At 67.5% G+C, this 24,670-nt stretch carries 18 protein-coding genes and 1 tRNA gene; 10 read left to right on the forward strand and 9 right to left on the reverse strand.

Annotation, left to right across the window (positions count from 1 at the left end; translation table 11 throughout):
* Positions 1-24: 24 nt before the first annotated feature.
* The gene (locus FHS02_RS11535) at positions 25-4,161 is read right to left on the reverse strand and encodes a CheR family methyltransferase (protein ID WP_137313551.1); all 4,137 of its coding nucleotides are present in this window, start codon (positions 4,159-4,161) and stop codon (positions 25-27) included.
* Positions 4,162-4,379: 218 nt separating this feature from the next.
* Here FHS02_RS11535 and FHS02_RS11540 point away from each other — a divergent pair, with 218 nt between their 5' ends.
* Positions 4,380-5,945: a class I adenylate-forming enzyme family protein gene (locus FHS02_RS11540; RefSeq protein ID WP_137313552.1), complete on the forward strand. Its 1,566-nt coding sequence runs from the start codon at positions 4,380-4,382 to the stop codon at positions 5,943-5,945.
* On the opposite strand, the gene FHS02_RS11545 is transcribed toward FHS02_RS11540, so the two are convergent.
* Positions 5,923-6,243, reverse strand: a complete 321-nt coding sequence (locus tag FHS02_RS11545) for a hypothetical protein (RefSeq protein ID WP_137313553.1) — start codon at positions 6,241-6,243, stop codon at positions 5,923-5,925. The genes FHS02_RS11540 and FHS02_RS11545 overlap by 23 nt on opposite strands.
* 257 nt (positions 6,244-6,500) lie before the next feature.
* Between FHS02_RS11545 and FHS02_RS11550 the strand changes: the two genes are divergently transcribed.
* Both FHS02_RS11550 and FHS02_RS11555 read left to right on the forward strand, forming a co-directional pair.
* A complete protein-coding gene (locus FHS02_RS11550; protein WP_137313554.1) occupies positions 6,501-7,010 on the forward strand; it encodes a MarR family winged helix-turn-helix transcriptional regulator in 510 nt (169 codons plus the stop codon).
* Between the two features lie 25 nt (positions 7,011-7,035).
* Complete coding sequence (locus tag FHS02_RS11555) at positions 7,036-7,983, forward strand: gamma-glutamyl-gamma-aminobutyrate hydrolase family protein (RefSeq protein WP_137313555.1); 948 nt, start codon at positions 7,036-7,038, stop codon at positions 7,981-7,983.
* A gap of 160 nt (positions 7,984-8,143) precedes the next feature.
* Here FHS02_RS11555 and FHS02_RS11560 read toward each other — a convergent pair whose 3' ends face one another.
* Positions 8,144-9,265 carry a YbdK family carboxylate-amine ligase gene (locus FHS02_RS11560; RefSeq protein WP_137313556.1) on the reverse strand — a complete coding sequence of 374 codons (1,122 nt, stop codon included), beginning with the start codon at positions 9,263-9,265 and terminating at the stop codon, positions 8,144-8,146.
* Positions 9,266-9,268: 3 nt separating this feature from the next.
* Entirely contained in the window at positions 9,269-10,450 is a 1,182-nt protein-coding gene (locus FHS02_RS11565; protein WP_137313557.1) for a cation:proton antiporter, read from the reverse strand.
* Between the two features lie 200 nt (positions 10,451-10,650).
* On the opposite strand from FHS02_RS11565, the gene fghA reads away from it, so the two are divergent.
* Positions 10,651-11,487, forward strand: coding sequence for an S-formylglutathione hydrolase (fghA, locus tag FHS02_RS11570; RefSeq protein WP_137313558.1), 837 nt, complete (start codon positions 10,651-10,653; stop codon positions 11,485-11,487).
* A gap of 175 nt (positions 11,488-11,662) precedes the next feature.
* Here the strand turns inward: fghA and FHS02_RS11575 are convergent, their stop codons facing one another.
* The 3 genes from FHS02_RS11575 to FHS02_RS11585 all read right to left on the reverse strand — a co-directional run bounded on the left by FHS02_RS11575 (position 11,663) and on the right by FHS02_RS11585 (position 13,776).
* Positions 11,663-12,244 carry a DJ-1/PfpI family protein gene (locus FHS02_RS11575; protein WP_137313559.1) on the reverse strand — a complete coding sequence of 194 codons (582 nt, stop codon included), beginning with the start codon at positions 12,242-12,244 and terminating at the stop codon, positions 11,663-11,665.
* Positions 12,245-12,395: 151 nt separating this feature from the next.
* A complete protein-coding gene (locus FHS02_RS11580) occupies positions 12,396-13,358 on the reverse strand; it encodes a chemotaxis protein (protein ID WP_137313560.1) in 963 nt (320 codons plus the stop codon).
* A gap of 342 nt (positions 13,359-13,700) precedes the next feature.
* Positions 13,701-13,776 (reverse strand) — tRNA-Gly (locus FHS02_RS11585).
* Positions 13,777-13,923: 147 nt separating this feature from the next.
* Here FHS02_RS11585 and FHS02_RS11590 point away from each other — a divergent pair.
* From FHS02_RS11590 to FHS02_RS11615, 6 genes are all read left to right on the forward strand, one after another.
* A complete protein-coding gene (locus FHS02_RS11590; RefSeq protein WP_137313561.1) occupies positions 13,924-14,898 on the forward strand; it encodes an IS1595 family transposase in 975 nt (324 codons plus the stop codon).
* A 241-nt stretch (positions 14,899-15,139) separates the two neighbouring features.
* Complete coding sequence (locus FHS02_RS11595) at positions 15,140-16,138, forward strand: PEP-CTERM sorting domain-containing protein (protein ID WP_137313562.1); 999 nt, start codon at positions 15,140-15,142, stop codon at positions 16,136-16,138.
* Positions 16,139-16,349: 211 nt separating this feature from the next.
* A complete protein-coding gene (locus FHS02_RS11600; protein WP_137313563.1) occupies positions 16,350-17,987 on the forward strand; it encodes a Na+/H+ antiporter in 1,638 nt (545 codons plus the stop codon).
* 2 nt (positions 17,988-17,989) lie between these two features.
* Positions 17,990-19,105, forward strand: a complete 1,116-nt coding sequence (locus FHS02_RS11605; RefSeq protein WP_137313564.1) for a sensor histidine kinase — start codon at positions 17,990-17,992, stop codon at positions 19,103-19,105.
* The gene (locus FHS02_RS11610; RefSeq protein WP_137313565.1) at positions 19,093-19,872 is read left to right on the forward strand and encodes a LytR/AlgR family response regulator transcription factor; all 780 of its coding nucleotides are present in this window, start codon (positions 19,093-19,095) and stop codon (positions 19,870-19,872) included. The genes FHS02_RS11605 and FHS02_RS11610 overlap by 13 nt, the downstream gene beginning before the upstream one ends.
* A 160-nt stretch (positions 19,873-20,032) precedes the next feature.
* Positions 20,033-21,232 (forward strand): acyltransferase family protein, encoded by a 1,200-nt coding sequence (locus FHS02_RS11615; RefSeq protein ID WP_137313566.1) that lies wholly within the window; start codon positions 20,033-20,035, stop codon positions 21,230-21,232.
* 8 nt (positions 21,233-21,240) lie between these two features.
* On the opposite strand, the gene FHS02_RS11620 is transcribed toward FHS02_RS11615, so the two are convergent.
* On the reverse strand, positions 21,241-22,197 hold the full coding sequence (locus FHS02_RS11620) for a GGDEF domain-containing protein (protein WP_175424779.1): 957 nt from the start codon (positions 22,195-22,197) through the stop codon (positions 21,241-21,243).
* Positions 22,198-22,253: 56 nt separating this feature from the next.
* The gene (locus FHS02_RS11625; RefSeq protein WP_137313568.1) at positions 22,254-24,653 is read right to left on the reverse strand and encodes a penicillin acylase family protein; all 2,400 of its coding nucleotides are present in this window, start codon (positions 24,651-24,653) and stop codon (positions 22,254-22,256) included.
* Between the last annotated feature and the right edge of the window lie 17 nt (positions 24,654-24,670).

Raw genomic sequence — 24,670 nt, forward strand, 5'->3', positions numbered from 1 at the left:
GGTGGGCCACATTGGGCAGCGCCGCTACTGCGGGGACAACAGCCGAGCGACCCGTTCGTTCAGCAGTTCCAGCGTGACCGGTTTCGTCATGAAGTCGGAGAAACCGGCGTTGCGCGCGCGCTGTACATCCTGGTCGCGGGCGAGGCCGCTCAGGGCGATGGCCGGCAGCCCCTGCAGTTTGGGCTGGGCGCGCACCGCCTCGATGAACTCGAACCCGTCCATGTCCGGCATCGACAGGTCGGAAATCACCAGATCGACGCTCTGCTCGCCCAGCAGCTGGAGCGCGCGACGCGCGGTGGTGGCCACGTGCACTTCGGCGCCTTCCAGTTCCAGCAGCGCCTGGAAGGTTTCGGCCGTGTCCTCGGTATCGTCGAGGATCAGCACGCGCCGGCCGGCCAGCGCGCCCACCTCGCCCGCCGCATCGGCCGTGTCGCTGGCGGGCGATTCATTGACCAGCGGCAGCCAGACCGTGAAGCGGCTGCCCTTGCCGGCGCCTTCCGACGCGGCTTCCACCCGGCCGCCATGCAGTTCGACAAGCTGGCGCACCAGTGCCAGGCCGATGCCCAGCCCGGCCTTGCTGCGCACCGCCTGGGCGGTGCCCTGGCGGTACATGCGGAACACGTCCGGCAGGTGTTCGGCCGCGATGCCGGCGCCCGTGTCGGTCACGTCCAGCCGCGCCTCGCCTTCCTCGCGCACCAGGCGCAGCGTGACGGTGCCGCCGGCCGGCGTGAATTTCACGGCATTGCTGAGCAGGTTCAGCATCACCTGTTCGATGCGCACCGGATCGGCCGACACCACCAGCGGATCGTCGGGCAGCAGCACCCGCAAGGTCAGCCCTTCGACCACGGGGTCGGCCTGCATCACCTCGATCAGGCGCGTGGCGCTGTCGGCCAGGTCGACCTCGCGGCACGCCAGCGCCAGCTTGCCGGTATTGACGCGCGACATGTCCATCAGGTCTTCGATGATCTTGGCCTGGCTGGCCACGGAATTGCGGATGATCGACGCGGCGCGCAGCGCCGGCGGCGATTGGCGCACCGCGGGCAGCCGCGACAGCAGCTCCACGTTGATATAGATGAGGTTCAGCGGATGGCGCAGCTCATGCGACATCACGGCCAGGAACTCGTCCTTCATGGCGCTGTCGGTCTCGGCCTGCGTGCGGCTGGCCTGCTCGGACCACAGCGCGGCTTCGCGGCGCTGTTCCTGCTGGGCACGCGAGGTCTGGTCGCGGGCGATCTTGGCGAATCCCCGGAACCGGGCGTTGTGCAGCGGCGTCGTGACGCCGGCGCAGAAAAACCGCGTGCCGTCCTTGCGCATGTGCCAGCGTTCGTCTTCGGCGCGGCCTTCGTCGGTGGCGCGGCGGCGCTCGTTCTCCGGCGCGCCGCCGGCCAGGTCTTCCGGCGTGAAGATCATGTCGAGGCTGCTGCCCAGCGCTTCTTCCTCGGTCCAGCCGAAGGTGCGCTCGGCACCCTTGTTCCAGCCGGTGACGCGGCCTTCGGCATCGGTACTGATGATCGCATAGTCGTCGGTGCTTTCGGCCACCAGCCGCATCCACATTTCGCTGGTGCGCACCTGCTCTTCCGCCTCGCGGCGGCGGGTGATGTCGAAGAAGGTCATCACGGCGCCTTCAATCTTGTCCTCGGTGGTGCGGTACGGCAGCAGCCGGATGATGTAGTAGCGCCCTTCGCTGCTGCGCACCTCGCGCTCGACGGGGCGCAGTGTCTCGAAGGTGGACGACACGTCGCCGGCCAGCTGGTCGTACTCGAGCCGGTGCGTGATGTCGAGCAGCGAGCGGCCGATGTCGGTCGGGATGATCGAGAAGATGTCGGCCGCGCGCGGCGTGAAGCGCTTGATGCGCATGGCCCGGTCGACGAAGACGGTGGCGATGTCGGTCGAGGCGATCAGGTTGTTCAGGTCGTCATTGGCCTTGCCGGTTTCCTCGACCTTCACCTTCAGCTCATAGTTGACGGTGATGAGTTCCTCGTTGACCGACTGCAGCTCCTCCTTCGAGGTTTCCAGTTCCTCCGTGGCTGAGCGCAATTCCTCGTTGATCGCCTGCAATTCCTCATTCGATGCGCGCAGTTCCTCGTTGGAGACTTCGGCATGCTCGATGGTTTCCTGCAGTTTTTCCTTGCTGCGCTGCAGTTCCGCTTCCAGCTGCTCGAGCACCAGGTCCTTGTGCGGGGCCGGGGCCGTGGCGGCACCGCTGCCGCCCGCCTGCAGCGTCTCGTCGAACATCACCAGCATGAAATCCATGTTGGCCACCCCATCGGTGAACGGCTGCACGGCAATGCTGACGAAGAAATCCTGGTCCTCGCGCCGGACCGGCACGCGCGCGCCCTCGACGTTCTGGCCGCTCTGCTGGGCCTGGTACAGCGCCGTGCGCAGCTCCAGCCGCAATTCCGGCAGGATCAGCGCCAGCGCGTTGCGCGACGGCTCGCCGCCCACGTGGCGCAGGAAGCGCCCGGCCGCATCGGACATGTGGACGATATTGGTTTCGCGGTCCACCACCAGGCTGGGCGGCGCGAACTTCGCCAGCGCCCGCTGGTGTACTTCGGCAAAGGAAAACTGGCGGCGCGCTCCCGGGCCCGCCTGCGCCAGTTCCGGCACCCGGCTCACCGGCGAATGCGACAGCACCGGCACGTAGCGCGCCGCACGCGACAGCGGCCGCGCCCGGTAGATACGGTTCTTCTTGTCGAACGGCACAAAGAATTCAGCCGCCGCATCGGCCGATTCGGACGAGCCGAGGAACAGGAAGCCGTCGGGTTTCAGCGCCGAATGGAACATCTGCAGCACGCGCAGCTGCACGTCGCGGTTCAGGTAGATCAGCAGGTTGCGGCAGGAAACCATGTCCAGCTTCGAGAACGGCGGGTCGCGCAGCAGGTTGTGCGAGGCGAACAGGATGCGGTCGCGGATCGTCTTGCGGATGCGGAAGCGGTCGTCTTCCTTCGTGAAGAACTGGCGCATGCGCGACGGCGGCACGTCCATCACGATCGAGGCCGGGTAGACGCCGGCGCGCGCGGTGGCGATCGCATGCTCGTCGATGTCGGAGGCAAAGACCTGGATCTCCGGCGGGCGTTCCTTTTGCAGCGCATAGTCGGCCAGCAGCATCGCCACCGAGTAGGCTTCCTGGCCGGTGGCGCAGGCTGCCACCCAGACCCGCACCTGCTCGCCGCGCAGCTTGTCGCGGAACAGTTCGGGAATGATGTCGCGTTCGAGCGCCTCGAACGCGTCGCGGTCGCGGAAGAAATTCGTCACGCCGATCAGCATGTCGTTCAGCAGCGCCTTGAATTCGCCCGGTTCATTGTCGAGCAGCTGGGCATACTCGGGCAGCGTGGCCACTCCCTTGACCTGCAGGCGGCGTTCGATACGGCGCAGTACGGTGGCACGCTTGTAGTTGCGGAAGTCGTGGCCGGTATGCGCGCACAGCATGGCGATCACGTTCTGCAGCGCGGCCTCGTCGTCGATCCGTTCTTCCTCGACGGGCGGCGGACCGATCGCCGCGTCGCCGTCGCCGGTCGGCGGCAGCTGGATGTGGCGGGCGTTTTCCCACAGTTCCGCCAGCTTGGCCGGCAGCTCCTCGGCCGGCAGCACGAAATCGATCATGCCGGTGCCGATCGCGGCGACCGGCATGCCGTCGTGTTCCGCGTCGGCCGGCGCCTGCGCCAGCGCCACGCCGCCCTGTTCCTTGATGCGCTCGATCCCCACGGCACCGTCGGAACCGGTGCCGGACAGCACCACGGCAAAGGCGCGTTCCCGATGGGCCATCGCCAGCGTGCGGAAGAAGATATCGATCGCCACGTGATGGCCGGGCGTGCGCACCAGTGCCGAGACGCCGAGGTGGCCGTCATCCATCGACAGCTGCTGGTTCGGCGCGATTACGTACACGTGTTCCGGCTGGATGGGCACCCGCTCGGTGACCTGGATCACCGGCATGTACGTAGCCCGCTGCAGCACGTTGTCCGCCAGGCTTTCGTGCTTCGGCGACAGGTGCAGGATCACCACGAAGGCCATGCCGTTTCCCGGCTGCACGTTCTCGAAGAACTGCAGCAGGGCCTGCAGGCCACCGGCCGAGGCACCAAGGCCGACCACTGGAAATCGGAGGTGGCTGCGGCTGACGACGGGATCGGTGTCACTGCCCTGCGGCGTGGGGGTCTGCGGCATGGAGAATAAGATTGAATGGAAGGCACTGAAGTCTACTCCAATCATGTCTGGAGGTTAAGCACTTCCGCCCAGTGTGTGGGGGGGGGGAACAGGCTTTTGACCACAGGATCGGCAAAAGGTTTCGGCCTGGACAGTCCAACCGTTGACAGCGGCAGGTCCGGACGGCACACTGCCGGCCCCTGCCCACCGCCACTGCCACTGCCAGTCTGTTCAGGACAATGACCGCCGCACTGCCTTTCACCTTGCTACCTGGCACCCTGCCGGACCGACTGCCAGGCCTTCTCGCCGAACGCGCGCTGCGTCACCCGCAGGCGCCGGCACTGCGTGAAAACGGCCGCGACATCGGCTATGGCGAACTGTGGCAAACGGTGCGGGAAACGGCCGCGCAACTGGCCGCGCTCGGCGTGCGGCCCGGCGACCGCGTGGCGGTGGTCGGCGAGAACGCGCTGGCGCAGGTCTGCCTGGTGTTCGCGGCCGGGCTGTGCGATGCATGGATCGTCTGCGTCAACGCCCGGCTGGCGCCACGCGAAGTCGACGGAATCCTCGACCATTGCAGCGCGCGCGTGGCGTTCTACACGGATGACGTGTCGCCCGAAGCGGCGGCGCATGGCGCCCGGCACGGCGCGGCGCACGTGGCCGGGCCGGCACTGGTCGGCAACTGGCTTGCCGGGCCGCTGAACCACGCGGCACGGCCGGAACCCGTGTACGCCGACGGCGCCCGCCAGTGCGCCGCGCTGCTGTACACCAGCGGCACCACGGGGCGCCCGAAAGGCGTGATGCTGTCGCACCGCAGCCTGCTGTACGTGGCGGCCGTTTCCGCCACGCTGCGCCGCCTGGTGCCGGGCGACCGGGCCTGCGGCGTGCTGCCGCTGTCGCACGTCTACGGCCTCGCCTCCGTGCTGCTGGGCACCCTGCACGCCGGCGCCTGCCTGCACCTGGTGCCGCGTTTCACGCCGGCCGGCCTGCTCGGCATGCTGCGCAACGATGGCATCACGATCCTGCAGGGTGTGCCGGCACTGTATGCGCGACTGCTCGATGCGGCCGGCGGACCGGTGGCCTCCACGCTGCGCTTCATCTACGCGGGCGGATCGCCGCTGACGCCGGCGCTGAAGGCGCGCGTCGAAGCGGCGTTCGGGCTGCCGCTGCACAACGGCTACGGCATGACCGAAACGGCGCCGACGATCTGCCAGACGAACCTCGACGCGCCGCGCGCCGACACCTCGGTCGGCCAGCCGATTCCCGGCGTGGACACGCGCATCGCCGGCGGCGCCGGGGAAGGCGAACTGTGGGTGCGCGGGCCGAACGTGATGCTCGGCTATTACCGCGATGCGGCGCAGACCGCCGCCGTGCTGGCGCCGGACGGCTGGCTGAGTACGGGCGACGTGGCGCGCCGCGCCGCCGACGGCGCCCTGTTCATCGTCGGGCGCACCAGGGAGCTGATCGTGCGCAGCGGCTTCAATGTCTATCCTCTCGAAGTGGAAACGCTGCTGAACGCGCACCCGCGCGTGGCGCAGGCCGCCGTGGTGGGCCGCGCCGCCCCCGGTGGCAATGGCGATGAAGAAGTGATTGCCTTCGTCGAGCCGCGCGGTGCGGCGGACGGCGCCCTGCCCGACGCGCTGGCGGGCTGGCTTGCCGGGCAACTGGCGCCGTACAAGGTGCCGGCCCGGGTGGTGGTGCTGGAGGCGCTGCCTGCCGGCGCCACCGGCAAGGTGCTGAAGGCGGCACTGCGCGACATCGCGGCCGCGCTGGACGACGGCCCGGTCAGCCGTGCACCAGCTTCGTGATCTCGATCAGCCGGTGCGGGTATTCGCGGGACAGCTCGGCGATCAGCGCATGCAGCGCCGCGTCGGCCGGCTGGTAGAGCACGTGGCCGCCCGGCGTGCACGCGCAAAAGCCGCGTGCCGCCAGTTCGCGCACGATGGTGTCGGCCTGGCCGAGTGATTGCAGATACAGCCGTTGCGCGATGGCTTCGGCGGTCCAGATCTGGCCGGGCGCGCCGTGCAGCAGCAACAGCGCTTCCAGGAACGGGACGGATGGCAGCGTCAGGATGAAGCTGCGCAGTGCGGGACTGATCTCCTTCATTGGCTCTCTACGGTGGCTGGCGGCGCGGGCCGGCAGGCGGTGTGCCGCTGGCTTTGCAGCGGCAATGTGCAGTTGAGTAAACCATTCGGCCCTCCCGCGCGTTGCTTGCCAATGTCCTGCACAGCCGAACGACAGCCGAACTACAGGTGAAAAGCGGATGGACGGGAAGAGAATTCGATGGACGAAACCGAAATTATATTCCTAAAAATATATTTATGCCACGCAGCAAGCCAAGCAGTAATCCAGAAGCACCAGCCATGAGCGGTACTGAAAACCCCGATATTCCGGCAGCGGCCGCCGCGCCGACGCCCCACCTGGAGGCGCTGCAGAAGCTGCGCATCGTGATCCGGTCGGCGCAGCGCCATTCGCTGTGGGTGGAAAAACAGTGCGGCGTGAATGGCGCGCAGCTGTGGATCATGCAGGAACTGGCCGACACGCCGGGGCTGCGCGTGGGCCAGGTCACGGCGCGCCTGGCGATTGCCCAGACCACCACCAGCAACCTGCTGGAAGGCCTGGTAAGGAAGGGCTACGTCGTCAAGACGCGCGACTCCGATGATGCGCGTGTGGTAAAACTGGCACTATCCGTTCCGGGGCTGGCCCTGCTGGACGCGGCCCCGAAACCGGCGCGCGGCCTGTTGCCCGAAGCGCTGGCCAAGCTGGACGGGGCCGAACTGGCCAGCCTGAACACGGGCCTTCAGGGCCTGCTCGAATCGATCGAAGACCTGGACGAAGGGTTCGGCCTGCAGCCGCTGCCCTTCACGATGTAAACCGATGAAAACATAAAGGAACAGCATGGAAGACGAGCGCCGGCGGGATCGGCGCGGGGCAGACCGGGAGTTCAGCCGCCGCAAGGAAGATTCGCCACGTTACCTGGACCCCGGCGATTCGGTGTTCACCCTGTGGGGCCGGGTGATCCGCGCGCGCTACCAGCGCATCGCCGCATCGCTGACGCGGCGCGTGATGCAGCGGCCGCTGCGCATCGGCATCTCGGCCCGCATCTTCCACCCCGAGGCCGGCGCCACGGGGCTGCGCAGCAAGAACCTGCAATACCTGGAAGAGTCGATCGCGCACTGGGTCATGTCGCGCGACGTGCTGGTGTTCATGATTCCCACCGTGAACACCAGCGGGTTGCTGCACCCGTCCAACATCCGGCTGCGCGACTATGCGCGCCACCTCGACGGCCTGGTGCTGCAGGGTGGCGCCGACGTGTCGCCGCAGACCTATTCGGAAGCGCCCACGCGCCCCGAGTGGAGCGGCGACCGTGCGCGCGACATGTACGAGCTGGAACTGCTGCATGAATTCGTGGAGGCCGGCAAGCCGGTGCTGGGCATCTGCCGCGGCTGCCAGCTGATCAACGTGGCGTTCGGCGGCACGCTGTACCAGGACATCGCCACCGACGTGCCGACCGCCATGCCGCACGTGCACGACGACTACGACCGGCACCGGCACGAGATCAGCTTCCCGCCCGGCTCGTCGCTGGCGAAGATGTTCAGGGAAACCGCGGGCGGCGTGGTGAACTCGATCCACCACCAGGCCGTCAAGACACTGGGCCGCGACATGGAGATCGAGGCCCTGTCGGTACCCGACCAGATGATCGAAGCGATCCGCTACCGCAAGGCGCCGTTCGTGATGGGCCTGCAGTGGCACCCCGAATTCCACCGCGCCGGCGGGCAGGAGCTGCTCGACTGCACGGGCATCCTCGACAGCTTCCTGCGCGTGGCCCGCGAAACGCGCTTCTAGACGACGCTTGGTGCATTGGTGTCTGACACTTTTTCCGGGCGCGGTTTCCGGAAAAAGTGTCAGACACCGGTTTTCTCCTGAGGCACCCGGCGGCAACCGGTGTCCGACACTTTTCCCGAAGAAGCCCGGGAAAAATGTCCGACACCAGGCGCATCGACTGTCAGCGGCGGCCGCGGAAGCGCTGCACGGCGGCGTCGACGATGCCCTCGACGCTGCCGCTGGCGGCGAACTGGTCGCGCAGGTACTGCGCATCGCTGCCCATGTGCGTCACCTGCACCAGGTGGTTCAGCGCGGCGCTGCCGCCCAGCTTCTCGGCATACGGGTCCATGCGCCGCAGCGTGGTGAGGATGTCCTCGCGCAGCGACAGGCTTTCGTAGGTTTTCGGGTGCACCACGGTGCCGTCGAGCCCGAAGCGGCAGGCCTGGAAGCGGTTGTAGTTGTAGACCAGGTAATCGTCTTCCGCCGGCGGTTCCTCCTTGCGGTCGAGCAGGTAGGCGCACAGCGCCTGCAGGTACGAGGCCAGCGCGGCGGCCCGCTCCACCGTCAGCGGCGTGTCGCACACGCGCAGCTCGATGGTGCCGTACTCGGGCTTCGGCCGCAGGTCCCAGTAGAAGTCCTTCATGCTCTTGATGACGCCGGTGTGCTCCATCTTGGCGAAGTAGCCGTTGGAGAAATCGTCCCACGACAGCGTGAACGGCGCCCGTCCGCTCATCGGGAATGCGAACACGGAGTTCAGCCGCGCCGAGTTGAACAGCGTGTCGCCGCCCTGCACGAATGGCGACGAGGCCGACAGCGCAATGAAGTGCGGCAGGTAGCGCGACAGCGAGTGCAGCAGGTACAGCGCATTGTCGCCGTTGCCGGTGCCGATGTGGACGTGCTGGCCGAACACGGTGAACTGCTTGGCCAGGTAGCCGTACAGCGACGACACTTCCTTGAAGCGGGGCTTCTCGAAGATGCGGCGGTCGACCCACTTCTGGAACGGGTGGGTGCCGCCGCCGCAGATGCCGATATTCAGGCGCTCGGCCGCATCGACCAGCGTGTCGCGCACCTCGTGCAGCTGGGCCAGCAGCTCGTTGTGGCGGGTGTGCACGTCGCTGTTAATCTCGATCATGCTTTCCGTGATTTCCGGCGTGACGTGGCCGGGAAACGGCTTTTGCGCCAGCAGGTGCAGCAGGTCCGGGCTCGACGCGGTCAGGTCGTAGTCGGAAAAACTGACCAGCTGCAGCTCCAGTTCCACGCCCATCGTCAGCGGCGTCGATTCCTTGAACGGTTCCAGTGCCATCGCTTATTCCTCTTTCTTCGTTTCGCGGGCCCAGACCAGGGCGCGCTGGGTGATGATGGGGCCGAGCACCTCCATGAACACGGTCATCGCCGCCACGGCGGCCAGCTCGTCGACCAGCACGACGCCGGAATTCTTGGTCTGCTCGAGCAGCAGCACGACGAACACCGACATCGGCGCGAGCGCCATGCCGGTGGCCAGGCCCTTGCGCCATGGCGTGCCCGACAGCTTCGAGAACGCCGCCACGCCGGCCGTCTTGACGACGAAGCGGGCCAGCAGCAGCACGAAGGCCAGCATGCCGCCGCTGACGACGTTATCCCAGGACAGCGTGGACACGGCGAACACGAACAGCAGGATCGTCAGCAGTTCGCCGATCGCGCCGAAATTGCGCTGCGTGCGCGTGAATGCCACGCGGCGGTGGCGCGCCGTCAGGCCGAAGGCCAGCGTGGCCAGCACCGGCGACAGGTCGTACGCATGGGTGATGGCGACCAGGATCACGACGACCAGCGCGAACGCCAGCGTGCCTTCGCGTGCCAGGTTGCCCAGGTGGCGCAGCACGGCCGGCACCAGCATGCCGCACACCGCGCCCAGCAGCGCCGACGCGACCAGTTCGATCGCGCTGAGCGAAATCGCCTGCGTCAGGCTGCCGGACGTTTCAAAGACCCAGAAGCCGACGATGACCTTGAACGTCAGCACGGCCAGCACGCAGTTGAGCGCCACCAGGTGCAGCACCCGTTCGGTGGCCTGGCCGGAGCTGCGCTCCTCGTTGACGACGCGCAGCACGCCGGCCGGCGACGTCGACATCGCCAGCGACGCCAGCAGCAGCGCCGTCATCGACGGCACGCCCCATAGACTGGCGATCAGGTAGACGACCGCGAACGTGGCGAACGATTCGGCCAGGCCGCTGATCGCCACCCAGGGATTGACGCGCAGCCAGTTCAGGTTGACGCGATAGCCCAGCTCGAACAGGATCAGGCCGAACGCCACGTTGGCCAGCACGATGACGGGACTGCCCGACTCGGTGGCGAACAGGTCGGGAAACGCCTGGGCACACAGGAAGCCGACCAGGCCATACACGCTGATGCGGGGAAGGCGGGTCCAGCGGTGAATGAATTCGCCGGCAAGCCAGGCGAGCAGAACAGCAAGCGGCCACGCGAGATCGGCCGAGATCACCAGGAAATCTGGCATTAGGGTTCCTCCTATTGTTGGGTACTGTAGCCGGGCAGGATCGGCGGAAACTACATTTGCGCGAATGTAGTTGATAATGACCGGTGTTGCAAGGAAAACTCATCCGTTAGATGACTATATAGCAAGATCGGCCGTTACGTCGCACACGTGATGCCGTACAATACAATGAGGGTACTTATCGATATGCCAAGAGGATAACCATGCTGGAACTGGTCAGCGAACACGCGTGCCATGGCGGCGTGCAGCGCTTCTATAAATACGACTCGCAGGCCATCGGCCTGCCGATGCGCTTTTCCGTCTTCATTCCGCCGCACGCGGCGGAGTCGACACTGCCGGCGCTGTTCTACTTGGCGGGGCTGACCTGCACCGAGGAGACCTTCGCCATCAAGGCCGGTGCCCAGCGCGTGGCGGCGGAACTGGGCCTGGTGCTGGTGGCGCCGGACACCAGCCCGCGCGGCGCCAACGTGCCCGGCGAAACGGATGCGTGGGACTTCGGTGCCGGTGCCGGCTTTTATCTCGACGCCACGCAGGAGCCGTGGGCGCGGCATTACAGGATGGAGAGCCATATCCACGAGTTGCGTGAACTGGTGACGCGCGAGTTGCCGGTCGACGCCGCACGGATCGGCATCTTCGGCCATTCGATGGGCGGGCATGGCGCGCTGACGCTGGCGCTGCGCCGGCCGGACCTGTTCAAGTCCGTCTCCGCGTTCGCGCCGATCGCCGCGCCGGGCCAGTGCCCGTGGGGCCGCAAGGCATTCACGGGCTACCTGGGCACCGACGAATTCACCTGGGCCGAGCATGACGCCACGGTGCTGATGGCGCACCGCTGCACACCGTTCCCGAACGGGATCCTCATCGACCAGGGCCTGGCCGACAAGTTCCTGCACGAGCAGCTGAAACCGGAGCTGTTCGAGACGGCCTGCGCCAAGGCCGGCCAGCCGCTGACGCTGCGCCGGCACGCGGGCTACGACCACGGCTATTACTTCATCGGCACGTTCATCGAAGATCACCTGCGCTGGCACGCGCCGCAACTGTAAGCGTCGCGGGCTGATGCTTCCAGGCGCGATGCTGCAAAGCTCGACGCTTCAACGATCGATGCTTCAACGATCAATGCTTCAACGATCGATGCTTCAACGATCGATGCTTCAACGATCGATGCTGCAACGATCGATGTGTCTAAGCCCGATGCCCGATGCTGCAAAGCCTGTCGCTTCACAGTTTGATTTCCGTGCCCAGCTTGCGCAGGAACTGTGCGATCCATTGCGGATGCGCGGGCCATGCGGGCGCGGTGACGAACTGGCCATCGGTGACGGCGGCATCGACGGCGATATCGGCGAACTCCGCGCCGGCCAGCTTCACTTCCGGCGCGCAGGCGGGATAGCAGCTGATCGTGCGGCCGCGGATCACGTCCGCCGCCGCCAGCAGTTGCGCGCCGTGGCACACGGCGGCGATCGGCTTGCCGCTGTCGGCAAATTGCTTCACGATCTCGATCACGCGCGCATCGAGGCGCAGGTATTCGGGCGCGCGGCCGCCGGCGATGGCCAGCGCATCGTAGTTCGCCACGTCGACATCGTCGAACGCCGCGTTCAGCGTGAACTGGTGGCCCGGTTTTTCCGTGTAGGTCTGGTCGCCTTCGAAATCGTGGATCGCCGTCTTGATCTTGTCGCCGGCCTTCTTGCCGGGGCAGACCGCATGCACGGTATGCCCGACGGCCTGCAGCGCCTGGAACGGCACCATCGTTTCGTAGTCTTCGGCAAAATCGCCCGTCAGGAACAGGATGGTTTTTGCTGCCATGCTTGCCTCCACAGTGGTCGCCAGTTAATGGAAAGGCAATCATAGCACCGAAAAAAAACCGGTGACAGACACCGGTTTTTTTAAAACATTTCCTGGAAACCGGTGACAGACACCGGTTTTTTTGAAACATTCCCTGGCTGAAAGCGGAAGGTCAGGCGTCCTTTTTGTGCAGCACGCTCTTGATGGTAGTCGCCAGGTCCTCGGCCACGAACTTGGCCACATAGGCATCGGCGCCCACGCCCTTGACGTGATCCTCGTTGGTCTTGCCGGACAGCGAGGAATGGATCACCACCGGGATCTTCGAGAAGCGCGGATCCTGCTTGATCTTGCGGGTCAGCGTGAAGCCGTCCATCTCCGGCATTTCCAGGTCGGTCAGCACCAGCGCCACGCGCTCGCTGACTTCGATGCCCTCGGCCTTGCAGCCGACCGCGATGCTGTTCAGCTTGTCCCACGCTTCCTTGCCGGACTTGGTCATCACGAACGGTGCGTGCATGGCCTGCAGGCCCTGCTCGATCAGGTTGCGCGCCACCACCGAATCGTCCGCCGCGAGGATGAAGGCACCCTGCTTCAGCGCGATGGTGGGGATCGATTCCGGGTCCACTTCCTTGCCCTCGACCGGCACCATGCGGCGCAGGATGGTTTCCACGTCCAGCACCTGCGCCAGGCGGGTGCCGCTGGTGTCGCCGTCCAGGCGGGCGATCGACGTCACCATGCCGGTCGCGTTGCTGCCTTCCGCGGTCAGCACCTGGCTCCAGTCCAGGCGCACGATCTCGTCCACGGATTCGACGGCGAACGCCTGCGTGGTGCGGGCGAATTCCGTGACCAGCATGATGTTCAGGCCGGTTTTCGGCTTGACGCCGACGATCGCCGGCAGGTCCATCACGGGAATGATCTGCCCGCGCAGGTTTACCACGCCCAGCATGTGCGGCTGCGCGCCGGCCACCGCGGTCACCTGCGGCATCGCGACGATTTCGCGGATCTTGAACACGTTGATGCCGTACAGCTCGGAACGGTCGCCGTTCTCGTCGCCGCCGAGGCGGAACAGCAGCAGTTCGAACTTGTTCGTGTTGGTGAGATTGGTACGTTCGTCGATTTCCTGCTGTACGCTTTTCATCTGTGATCCCCGGTCATCAATAGCTGCCCGCCACGCGGCGCAATGGAAGGCAGTATAGGCGAGAAAAATGTGCACACTGCAGTTCCTGCACATTAAGACAACACGTAATAGTGCCGAGAAACAACACTGTTGAAACGGGGGGTGCGATGCGATGGCGGCAGCAAAACCGGCGTTCGGGAAGGATGGCGGCGGACAGAATGGCGCCGTTGCAACCCCGCACATCGCGATGCGAAACCATCACGATGTGAGCCGGTAACGACGCCGGCCGGATGACGGCAATGCTGGCTTGAAATGCTGCCCAAAAACGACAATCGGCAGCCCGGAGGCTGCCGACTTGAATCCTGGAGCGGGAGAAGAGTCTCGAACTCTCGACCTCAACCTTGGCAAGGTTGCGCTCTACCAACTGAGCTACTCCCGCAGAAGAGGCATGATTATGCCAGACCGTTTTGATAATTACCAGAGTCCATGGCAATCATTTCGTGAGGCGCTGTAACCCGAGCCTGTGGGGTGAACTGAACCATTCGCCGCCATTTCTGTCTCATCCGTATTGACGATGGAGGCGGTGATGCATGATGGCATTTTCAACAGCTTGCTCGAACGATTGCGCGGGCAACTCGACGGGTTCTCCGGCGCCCAACTGGCGACACTGCGTGCCCTGCTCGAGTCGGCCTCGTCACTGGCGACATGCCTGGAATTGATCGAAAAGTTCGGCCGGCCCTGCGATCGTTGTCCGCATTGCGCGGCAACCCGCATCCACCGTCACGGCAGCACTGGTGGGCTGCAACGCTACCGCTGCGTGGCGTGCCGCCGCACCTTCAATGCGTTGACGGGCACACCCTTCGCTTTCCTGCGCCTGCGCGGAAAATGGCTGCCGTTCCTGCAGGCTGTGCTCGATTCGCGCACGGTCCGGGGCGCTGCCGACACCACGGGCATCCACCGCAATACGAGCTTTCGCTGGCGCCATCGCTTCATGGGAGAAGCACGGCACGACCGGCCACCCCGGCTGCAAGGTATTGTCGAGGCGGACGAAACCTATCTGCTCGAATCGCAGAAGGGCAGCCGGCACCTGGACCGGCCGGCGCGCCGGCGTGGCGGCAAGGCCAGGCGGCGCGGCATCTCCAAGGAACTCGACTGCATCCTCGTGGCACGCGACCGTGATGGCAAAACCCGGGATTTCGTTTGCGGCCGCGGCCCGGTCACGGCGCGGCAGCTGGCGCACCACCTGCCACCGGTACTGGCCGCCGATGTCTTGCTGGTGTCGGACAGCGCTGCTGCTTACCGCACGTTCACGCGCCGTGCCGGCATCCTGCATGAAGCTGTCAATCTGAGGGCAGGCGTGCGCACCCGCGGCGCCATCCACCTGCAACATGTAAACGGTTATCACAGCCGCTTTCATGGCTGGCTGTCGCGCTTCAACGGCGTGGCGAGCAAATACCTGCCGAACTACCTGGGCTGGCGCCATGGCCTCGACGGGCGGCGCTGGCTAGCTCCTGCAGACTGCTTGATCGCTGCGCTGCGCGGCAATGACGCTCTTTCTTGATGACCTGGCGAAACTTCCACAGGTTCGGGTAACAACGCCTTTCGTTACCGCCCTCCTGCTTCGGAATGCCCGCCCCCGCCCCCCCTGTCGGCATTTTTTGCACTTCCGCGCCGGAAGCGGTCTCGGCAAGTCCAAGTAGTTGAAAATACAACATAAATTTCCCTGGCACCATTACTGCTCCTGTCCACAGGCAACCCGGCCCGCGCCGGGTCACGCCAACCAGCCAACCCAGGGGCAAAAAATGTCACGAACCAACAAAGCACTGCTTCACGCACTATTCTCTGCCGCCGCGGCCGCCGCGCTCTGTCCGCAATCCGCCAGCGCCGGCACGTTCGCCTCGGCGATCCTGGAAATCAACAACTTCAGGATCCTGCACTCGAACGGCGCCGTGTACCGGAACACGGACTTCTCCAAGCTCATCGGCGTCAACGATGCGCACGCCACGGCGTCGCTGAACGACGTCGTCAAGGGCAAATCGGCGATCGGGGCCATGCCCAACGTGGCGCACCAGTGCGTCGGAGCGCCCTGCCCCGCGTTCGGCGAAAACAACTTCACGCCTTACCACTCGCTGTTGCCGATGCATGGCAACTTCGCGTATGCGGACCAGAATTTCATCGGCTCCGCCATCTCGATGAATGGCGCCGCGGCCGGCGCCCGCTCGCAGACGCGGGCCGACGCGGCCACTTCCCGGAATATGCAGTTTGCCAACAGCAACTCGTCGGTCGGCAGTTCGAACACGATGCTGTTCCAGCTCGGCGCCAGCGATACGATGACGTTCTCGTTCGAGGCCACGCCATTCGCGATGGCGTACGCGTCGCCAGAAGGGCGCTCCGTCACTACCGCCAATGCGCGCATTTCATGGAGCGTCAGCATCGTCGAGATCGCGACCGGCGAAACCGTGTTCACCTACGCGCCCGCCGAGATCAATGCCATGGCGACCGTGAGCCGCACGCACGGCGCCCACGGCACATCGCTGTACAAGCCGGCCGGCACCTTCATACCGCTGGGCGACACGTCCGGCCTGCTGGCTGCCAACCGTTACTACCAGATCACGGTGCAGCACAATACCCTGGTCAGCGCGCTGCAGCATGAAATCCCGGAACCCGCCTCGCTGGCCCTGCTCGGTACCGGCCTGTTTGCCATGATGGTCTGCCGCCGCAGCGGCCAGCGCCGCCCGCTCCACTTGCTCCGCCTGCCCCGCCTGCCGCATCTGCCCCGCCTTCCCTACTTGCGCGCCTGAGCAACCTGCCTCCAGTTCGCCCGCGGCCCCTGCCGCGGGCTTTTTTTGGCCCGCCGTCCCCGGCCCCCCGACCGTCCGCTGGCTCCACGATTCGTCCTCGGACCGCCCGCTGCGCCCCATCCTCCTATAATTGCATTGATTCACTAATTGATATCATCAGCAACCAGGGCCAGTCACGCCGGCTGGCGGCAATCAGGAGTAACCCGCAACAATGGATTCGATCGAAATCGTACTGGCCATGCTGCTGGCCGTCGTGGCCAGCGCCTATCTCGTCCGGGTCTTGCCGGTGGCGCTGCCATTGCCGCTCGTGCAGATCGGGCTGGGCGCCGCGATCGCCGGCTACACGGGCCACGGCGTGCAACTCGATCCCGGCCTGTTCTTCCTGCTGTTCCTGCCGCCACTGCTGTTCCTCGACGGCTGGCGCATTCCCAAGAGCGGCCTGTTCCGCGACAAGGGCATCATCCTCGAACTGGCGTTCGGCCTCGTCATCTTCACGGTGCTGGGCGCCGGGTTCCTAATCCACTGGCTGATCCCGGCGATGCCGCTGCCGGTGGCGTTCGCGCTGGCCGCCATCGTGTCGCCCACCGATCCGGTGGCCGTCGGCTCGATCGCGTCGCGCGCGCCGATCCCGAAGCGGCTGATGCACATCCTCGAAGGCGAATCGCTGCTGAACGACGCCAGCGGCCTGGTGTGCTTCCGCTTCGCCGTCGCCGCCGCGATGACGGGCACGTTCTCGCTGACGCAGGCGTCGCTGACCTTCGTCTGGCTGGTGGTGGGCGGCATCGCCGCCGGCGTCGGCGTCACGCTGCTGGTCACGTGGGTGCAGCGCTGGCTGTTCCGGCACTTCGGCGAGCCGTCCGGCTCGCCGATCCTGGTCAACCTGCTGATTCCGTTCGGCGCCTACCTGGCCGCCGAGCACACCCACGCGTCCGGCATCCTGGCCGCCGTCTCGGCCGGCGTCACGATGAGCTACGTGGAGCTGTCCGGCCAGGTGATGGCGGCCACCCGCATCCAGCGCTCGGCCGTCTGGGACACGATGCAGTTCGCGCTGAACGGCGTGATGTTCGTGCTGCTGGGCGAACAGCTGCCGGACATCCTGCACGGCGCCCGCGTGTCGCTGGACCAGAGCGGCCACCTCAACCCGTGGTGGCTGGTGCTGTACGCGTTCGCGATCTCGTTCGGCCTGCTCGCGCTGCGCTTCATCTGGGTCTGGACCACGCTGCGCATCACGCTGTACCGCAAGGACCGCCGCGGCGAGGAAGCGGCGCGCCCGCCGCTGCGGCTGCTGCTGGCCACGTCGCTGGCCGGCGTGCGCGGCGCGATCACGCTGGCCGGCGTGATGACCCTGCCGCTGACGCTGCCGTCGGGCGCGCCGTTCCCGGCACGCGACCTGACGATCTTCCTGGCGTCCACCGTGATCCTGATCTCGCTGGTATTGGCCAGCGTGGCGCTGCCGCGCCTGCTGGCCGGCATGCACTTCCCCGAGGAGCCGGCCGAGCAGAAAGAGGAAGACCTGGCGCGCCGCGAAGCGGCCAGCGCCGCCATTGCCGCCATCGAACGGGCCCAGATGGAACAGCTGCAAAGCGGCGCCGACAGCGACATGTACCCGGAAGCGGCGGCGCGCGTGATCGCGCTGTACCAGCATCGCCTCGATACCACCGCCGCCATCGACGACGAGGACGTGGCGCGCTTCCGCAAGCTCGACGCGGCCGAGCGCGCGCTGCGGCTCGCCGCGCTGCAGGCCGAGCGGCGCACCATCTTCAGCCTGGCGCGCCACGAACACATTTCCGACGAGATCTCGCGCAAGCTGGTGCGCGAGATCGACCTCGTCGAGGCGCGGCACAAGTAGCGATGGACGACGCCCGCCTGCGCCGCCGCATGCGCCTCGTCATCGGCGCGGCCTGGATCCTGTTCTGGGTCCTGATGATGGTCACGGCGGTGCAGGACTTCCTGCGCAACGACGACGGCCCGCTGTGGAAGCCGCTGCTGTGGGAAGGCTCGTCTGCGCTCACCGGCACGCTGCTGCTGATGGTGCAGCGCCGTTGCACGCGCCGCCACGATGCGCTGGTGGCGCAGCCGCGCGCCTGGTTCGCCCGGCAGGCGCCGTGGCTGCTGCTGTACTGGCTTGCCTTCGTGCCGGTCGCGTTCGGCATCCGCCACGCCGTCTACGCGCTGATGGGCGATGTCTATCCGCACGCATCCTGGCCGCGCGTGTTCGTCTACGAGAACGTCAAGATGACGATCTTCTTCGCCATCTTCGTCGTCATCCTGTTCGGCATCCTGTCGTGGCAGGAGATGCAGGGACAACGGCTGCGCGCCGAGCGGATCGCCTCGGAGCTGCGCGCGGCGCAGCTGCACCAGTTGACGCAGCAGATGCAGCCGCACTTCCTGTTCAACGCGCTGAACACGGTCGCCGCCGTGATGCACGAGGACGTCGAGCGTGCCGACGCGCTGCTGGTGCGCCTGGCCGACCTGCTGCGCGCCTCGCTGCGCAGCGAGGCCCAGCAAGTGCCGCTGGCGGCCGAGCTGCACCTGCTGCGCGGCTACGCCGACCTGATGGCTGAGCGGTTCTCCGATCGGGTGACGATCGCCTGGCATGTCGACGACGGCATCGGCGGCCTGGCGGTGCCGGCGATGAGCCTGCAGCCGCTGCTGGAAAACGTGTTCCGCCATACGGTCGAGCGCACCAGCGCATCGCTGCGGGAGCCGGTGCGCGTGACCGTCACCGCGCGGCGCGACGGCGACCGCCTGCTGCTTGCCGTCGCCGACGATGCCGGCATGCTGGACGAAGCGCCGGCGGCCGGCGGCACCGGCAGCGCGCTGGCCAACCTGCGCGCCCGCCTCGCCGCGCTGCATGGCGATCGCGCCACCCTCACGCTGGCGCAACTGTCACCGGCCGGCGTGCGCGCCGAGCTCGTGCTGCCCTGCGTCGTGCTGCCCTGCGTGGAGGCGCCATGCGCATCCTGATCGTCGACGACGAACGGCCGGCGCGCGACCGCCTGCGCCGGCTGCTGGCGGGGCAGGAAGGCATCGGCGCGGTGGACGAAGCGCGCGACGGCGTGGAAGCGCTGGCCAAGGTGGAGGCATTCCGGCCCGACGCGCTGCTGCTCGACATCCAGATGCCGGGCCTGTCCGGGCTGGACGTGGCGGCCTCGCTGCCGGCTTCCCCGACGGCTCCGGCGCCGCTGGTGGTGTTCGTGACGGCCCATGACGACTACGCGCTGCGCGCCTTCGACGCCAATGCGATCGACTACCTGCTCAAGCCCTGCGACCCGGTCCGGCTGGCGCGCGCGCTGGCGCGGCTGAAGGAAAGGCTCGCGGCACGCCCGGCCGGCCGCGGCGCGGCGCCGGCGCCAGCGGGCGGGCACGCAGACGGACTGGCGCCGCGCCAGTTGCTTGTCGCCGAACGGGGTGTCACGCGCATCGTGCGCATTGCCGACCTGCGCTGGCTGGAAACGGCCGACAATTACGTCGCCCTGCACGACGGCGCCGGCGTGCCGCTGCTGCGGCAGACGCTGGCCGGGCTGCTGGAGACGCTCGGCCCGGCCTTCGTCCGCTGCCACCGCCGCGCCGCCGTCCACTTGCCGTGGATCGACCGCATCGTCGCCAACGACAAGGGCGACGGCCACGTCGTGCTGGCCGATGGCGGCACCGTCCCGCTGAGCCGGCAATACCGGCCTGCCCTGCTTGCCGCACTGCTGGCCGCCTCCGCCGCGCCGCCGGCGGTTGGCTGACCTACTTCGCCGCTGGCGGCTGAACTCCTCCCTCCTTGCCCGCCTTTACCCCGCCTTTACCCCGTCTTGCCCCGCCCGCCTCCGCCTCGCCCCATTTCCCTGGCCCGTCCGCGCGCGCCGGTCCACACTGCCTTTATCCCCTCCCCACCATGGCAGCATCATGCACAACGATAACCGCCTGTACTTCCTCGACTGGCTGCGCATCCTCGCCTTCTTCCTGCTGGTCCTGTACCACACCGGCATGTACTACGTGACATGGGACTGGCATGTGAAAAGTCCGCACGCGGGCGGCGCCATCGAACCGCTGATGCTGCTGTCGTCGCCGTGGCGGATGTCGCTGCTGTTCCTGGTGTCCGGCGTGGCGTCGGGCTTCCTGCTGAGAAAGCTCACCGCACCGGCCCCGCTTCGCGGCTTCGTGCGCGAGCGCAGCGCGCGGCTGCTGGTGCCGCTGCTGTTCGGCATGCTGGTGATCGTGCCGCCGCAGCCGTATTTCGAAGTGGTCGAGAAACTCCGCTATGCGGGCAGCTACGGCGATTTCATGGCGCTGTACCTGCAGGCCTACGGCGACTTCTGCAAGGATGGCGAATGCCTGACGCTGCCGACCTGGAACCACCTGTGGTACCTGCCGTACGTGTGGACGTACACGCTGGTGCTGGCGGCGCTCGCCGCCGCGGCCGGCCACGGCGCGCTCGACCGCGCCGGAAGGCAGGCGGGCCTGCTGCTGGCCGGCTGGAAGGCCATCGTGGTGCCGGTCGCGCTGCTGGCGCTGGTGCGCATCCTGCTCAAGCCCCATTTCGAGGAAACCCATGCGCTGGTCGACGACTGGTTCAACCACGCCACTTACCTGCCGCTGTTCCTGGCCGGCGCCGTGCTGTCCGGCCAGCCGGGGTTCTGGCGCGAACTGGAGCGGCTGCGCTTCGCGGCGCTGGGCATCGCGCTGGCCTGCTGGGCGGCACTGGTCGGCTACCACTGGCAGCCCGAAGCGCTGCAGGTGTGGCCGGTTGCCGCGCGCATCGTGTGGGCGGCGTGCCAGTGGTGCGCGATCGTGGCGGCCTGCGGCTTCGCCCGGCGCCACCTGTCGGCCGACGGTCCGGCGCGGCGCTACCTGGCGCAGGCCGTGTTCCCCGTCTATATCCTGCACCAGACGCTGATCGTCTGCTTCGCCCGGCTGCTGCGCGGCGCGGCGCTGCCGCCCGTCACGGAAGGTATCGTGCTGGTGGTGCTGACGGTCACGGCCAGCTTCGCCATCTTCGAGGCCGTCCGCCGGACGCCTGTGCTGGGACCGCTGCTGCGGCCATTGTTCGGCCTGAAGCGGGAACCATCGCGCACCGTGCAGGCGGCCGGCCAGCCGGCCGCCTGAAGGCGAAGTCAGTTGAGGACCTTCTTGCTGCGCTTGGCGCGGCTCATCTCGGCGTCGGCCATCGCGAACGTTTCTTCCAGGTCATAGCCGGGCTTGCGCAAGGCCATGCCCAGCGCCGCCCGCACGTCGGCCGCGGCCAGCGCTTCCTGCACCCGCACCAGCAGGGACTGCGCATCGAAATAATCGCATTCGACCATCAGCATCGCGAACTCGTCGCCGCCCATCCGGGCTACCGTGTCGGTACCGCGCGTCACCCCTTCGAGCGCGCGCGCGGCGCGCACCAGCATGCTGTCGCCGGCCGCCTTGCCCTGCGTATCGTTGGTGAACTGGAGGTCGTCGAGATCGAGCGACACCACGCAGGCCGAGTGGCCATAGCGGCTGCAGCGCTCTTCCTCGCGCTGCACCAGCAGGTCCCAGCCGCGGCGGTTGACCAGGCCGGTCAGCGGGTCGCGCGTGGCGTCCGCATCCGCCCGGTCGGCATGGCGCGACGCGGTACCGGCATCGAGCTCGCTGCCGAGTATCCTGCTCAGCAATTCGCCCATCAGCGTCACGGTATCGAGTTCGTCGCGGATCGCGTCGGGCTGGGCCTGCGGGTCGAGCCCGCACAGCGTGCCGAACAGCGAGCCGTCGGAGCGCCGCAGGGGCACCCCCACGTAGGCGCCGGCCGGCAACCGCTCCGCCAGCGGCGCCTGCGCATACGCTTCCACCTCCTGGGTCGACGGCGCGATGCCCGGGCCGTGGCCCAGCACCATCCGCGCGCAGAACGTATCGGTCCAGCGGAACGACTGTCCCGGCGCGATATCGTAGCGGAACGCGCTATCGGTATCCTTGGCAGCGGCCTCGTCCGTGTACAACACGATCCAGTCGTCTCCCTCGGTCCGTGTCACCATCCACAACTGCAAGCCAAGCCGGCGGCGCAGATAGGCCATCGTGGCCTGCGCCGCCGCAGCGAAATCGTTGATCATGCACGCCTCTTCGGTATTCATTGTGCTGCGACATTATGCACCGAAAATATGCCATATCACGGCGCGAAAGCTAACGTGTGCTCCACCGGGCCGGGCAGCAGCGGCGTGGCGCGCGCCCGTACCCAGTCCGCATGGCCGGCCAGGAAGTAGGGCGACAGCGGATGGCCGCTCTGCCCGCCCGGCATGTTGAAGATGCCGCCCTCTTCCTTGCCGGGCGAAACGGTGAACCGCTCGGACTGGCCGAACGTCGGCCCGGCCACGCGCGGCATGTTGGCATCGCCCGGCAGCTGGTCGGCCGGCGCGCTCAGCCATTGCCGCAGCGCCGGCACCGCGCCGGCGATCGGATGCGCGATCGCGGCCGTGTTGAACGCGCCCCAGGTGGCGTTCGACAGTGGCTGGCCATCGGCCGCCAGGTCGCCGATCGTGCGGTCGAGGGCGGCCAGCTGCAGGTGACGCCAGCTGGCGTACTGCCGCGGCAGCCAGGCGGCCGGCTGGCTGTCGAGCAGCCGTTCGATCACGTCGGGCCAGCGCTTGCCGGCCAGCGCGGCATTGCCGGCCCACTCGGCCATCTGCCGGTTGGCGCCGCCATACAGCAGCTCGTACAGGTTCCACATGAAGCCGCGCGCGATCCGGTAGCCGCTGGCATCCACGCTGGCACGGCCGGTCCACCCCGAGCGCAACAGGCGGGCCGCCTCCGCGCGCTTCGGATCGGCCTTGATCGCGGCATCGTCCAGCAGCGCCAGCGCGCGGTCGCGCCAGCGTGCCTGGAACAGCGCGCGGTCATCGAGCATCACGCCGTAGACGGCCTTCTCGTCCAGTTTCGGGCCCAGTGCCGCCAGCATGTCGCGGGCCTGCCGCGTGCGCGCGCCCAGGTCGTAGCCGCCGTCGCCCAGCAGCCGGGCGCCGGGCCCGGCCAGCTGGCGGCTGTTCGCCGTCACCAGCTGCCCGGTCGGGGGATTGACCACGCGCGGGTATTCGCGCGGCTGCAGCGTGCCCTGCCAGCCGGCATCGCCGTCGGGCAGCGGATAGCTGGCGTCGGCGGCGGCGGGCGCGCGGCGCGGCAGCGGGCCGGCGATGGTCCAGCCGATGTTGCCGGCGGCGTCGCCGGCCACGAAATTCTGCGCCGGCACGCCGGAAGCATTGGCCACCGCCAGCGCCTCGTCCAGCGTGTCCACCGCCTCCAGGCGCCGCAGGTTCACGTTCAGCAGCGCACTTTCATGGGCGATCCAGTGCACCGCCCAGGTACGGCCGGCGGTGTCGATCAGCGGCCCGCGGGAGGTTTCGCGCACCGTCATCGTCTCGGCCGGCGCGCCCTTCACGAGGATCGTTTCGCGGTGCGGCACGGGCTGTTCCCACTTGCCGTTCAGCCGCACCTGGCCGGGCCGCGCCGGGTCGGCGGCGGCCGGCACCAGGTCGAGGAAGTCGCCATAGCTGTTGGTGAACCCCCAGGCCACGTGGCCATTGCTGCCGACCACGACGAACGGCGTACCCGGCAGCGTGACGCCGACGATGCGGCGCGTGCTGCCGTTGCTGTCCGGTACTTGCAGCAGCGCGCGGTACCACGTGTTCGGCAGCTTGATCCCCAGGTGCATGTCGTCGGCGACGATGGCGCCCCCGGTCGTGCTGCGGCTGCCGGCCACGGCCCAGTTGTTGCTGCCCGTATTGCTGTCCGGAGGGTCGAGCGTTTCGGCGGCGGTCATCATCAGTGCATCGCGCGGGCCCGTCTGGCCCCACCACGATGGCGGCGCGGCAGGCACCGGCGCCTGCGCCACCGGGATGTCGCCGGCATCGACCGGCGCATCCCAGGGCGATGCTTCCGGCAACAGGAAGGCCAGCTGTTCCGGGGTCGAATTGTCGCGCATCCAGCCGCGCGACAGTTCGCGCCCCGCGCTGGCGCCCTGCAGGTCGAAGTACATCGCCCAGATCACCAGCAGGGTGTCGTGCGCGGACCAGGAGCGCGGCGCCTGCGCCAGCAGGCCGTATTCGAACGGCCGCGTGCCCAGCGCATTCAGGCCGTCGTTGACGCCCGCGGCGTAGCGTTCGATCAGTTGCCGGTCTTCCGCGGAAAGGTGCGTGTAGGCCTCGGCCGCGCGGGCACGGAAACGGTGCAGGCGGTGCTTGCGGTCGGTCGGCAAGGCCTTCGGGCCGAACAGCTCGGCCAGCTCGCCGGCCGCCACGCGGCGCAGCAGGTCCATCTGGAAGAAGCGGTCCTGCGCATGCACGAAGCCGGTCGCATACGCGACGTCGTGCCGGTCGCCGCCGGAGATCGACGGGATGCCCAGCGCATCGCGGTGCACGGCGACGGCGCCATGCAGGCCGGGCACGGTGCGCTTGCCGTCGAGCTGGGCCAGGCTGCCGCGCAGGAAGAACCATGCGGTCATCACTACGACGACGAGCAGGGCAAGGACGCCCCACCCGATGCGCCGGACCCAGCGGCCCCTGCGTCCTGCTGCCATGCATCGCCTCCGCGAAG

Origin of the sequence: Pseudoduganella umbonata, assembly GCF_014192225.1 — a bacterium.
GTDB classification, from domain to species: Bacteria; Pseudomonadota; Gammaproteobacteria; order Burkholderiales; family Burkholderiaceae_D; genus Rugamonas; species Rugamonas umbonata.

Excerpts from the sequence above, each read along its gene's own strand:
- FHS02_RS11535 (WP_137313551.1), bottom strand. The coding sequence starts at position 4,161 with ATGCCGCAGACCCCCACGCCGCAGGGCAGTGACACCGATCCCGTCGTC.
- FHS02_RS11540 (WP_137313552.1), top strand. The coding sequence starts at position 4,380 with ATGACCGCCGCACTGCCTTTCACCTTGCTACCTGGCACCCTGCCGGAC.
- FHS02_RS11545 (WP_137313553.1), bottom strand. The coding sequence starts at position 6,243 with ATGAAGGAGATCAGTCCCGCACTGCGCAGCTTCATCCTGACGCTGCCA.
- FHS02_RS11550 (WP_137313554.1), top strand. The coding sequence starts at position 6,501 with ATGAGCGGTACTGAAAACCCCGATATTCCGGCAGCGGCCGCCGCGCCG.
- FHS02_RS11555 (WP_137313555.1), top strand. The coding sequence starts at position 7,036 with ATGGAAGACGAGCGCCGGCGGGATCGGCGCGGGGCAGACCGGGAGTTC.
- FHS02_RS11560 (WP_137313556.1), bottom strand. The coding sequence starts at position 9,265 with ATGGCACTGGAACCGTTCAAGGAATCGACGCCGCTGACGATGGGCGTG.
- FHS02_RS11565 (WP_137313557.1), bottom strand. The coding sequence starts at position 10,450 with ATGCCAGATTTCCTGGTGATCTCGGCCGATCTCGCGTGGCCGCTTGCT.
- fghA (WP_137313558.1), top strand. The coding sequence starts at position 10,651 with ATGCTGGAACTGGTCAGCGAACACGCGTGCCATGGCGGCGTGCAGCGC.
- FHS02_RS11575 (WP_137313559.1), bottom strand. The coding sequence starts at position 12,244 with ATGGCAGCAAAAACCATCCTGTTCCTGACGGGCGATTTTGCCGAAGAC.
- FHS02_RS11580 (WP_137313560.1), bottom strand. The coding sequence starts at position 13,358 with ATGAAAAGCGTACAGCAGGAAATCGACGAACGTACCAATCTCACCAAC.
- FHS02_RS11590 (WP_137313561.1), top strand. The coding sequence starts at position 13,924 with ATGCATGATGGCATTTTCAACAGCTTGCTCGAACGATTGCGCGGGCAA.
- FHS02_RS11595 (WP_137313562.1), top strand. The coding sequence starts at position 15,140 with ATGTCACGAACCAACAAAGCACTGCTTCACGCACTATTCTCTGCCGCC.
- FHS02_RS11600 (WP_137313563.1), top strand. The coding sequence starts at position 16,350 with ATGGATTCGATCGAAATCGTACTGGCCATGCTGCTGGCCGTCGTGGCC.
- FHS02_RS11605 (WP_137313564.1), top strand. The coding sequence starts at position 17,990 with ATGGACGACGCCCGCCTGCGCCGCCGCATGCGCCTCGTCATCGGCGCG.
- FHS02_RS11610 (WP_137313565.1), top strand. The coding sequence starts at position 19,093 with ATGCGCATCCTGATCGTCGACGACGAACGGCCGGCGCGCGACCGCCTG.
- FHS02_RS11615 (WP_137313566.1), top strand. The coding sequence starts at position 20,033 with ATGCACAACGATAACCGCCTGTACTTCCTCGACTGGCTGCGCATCCTC.
- FHS02_RS11620 (WP_175424779.1), bottom strand. The coding sequence starts at position 22,197 with ATGATCAACGATTTCGCTGCGGCGGCGCAGGCCACGATGGCCTATCTG.
- FHS02_RS11625 (WP_137313568.1), bottom strand. The coding sequence starts at position 24,653 with ATGGCAGCAGGACGCAGGGGCCGCTGGGTCCGGCGCATCGGGTGGGGC.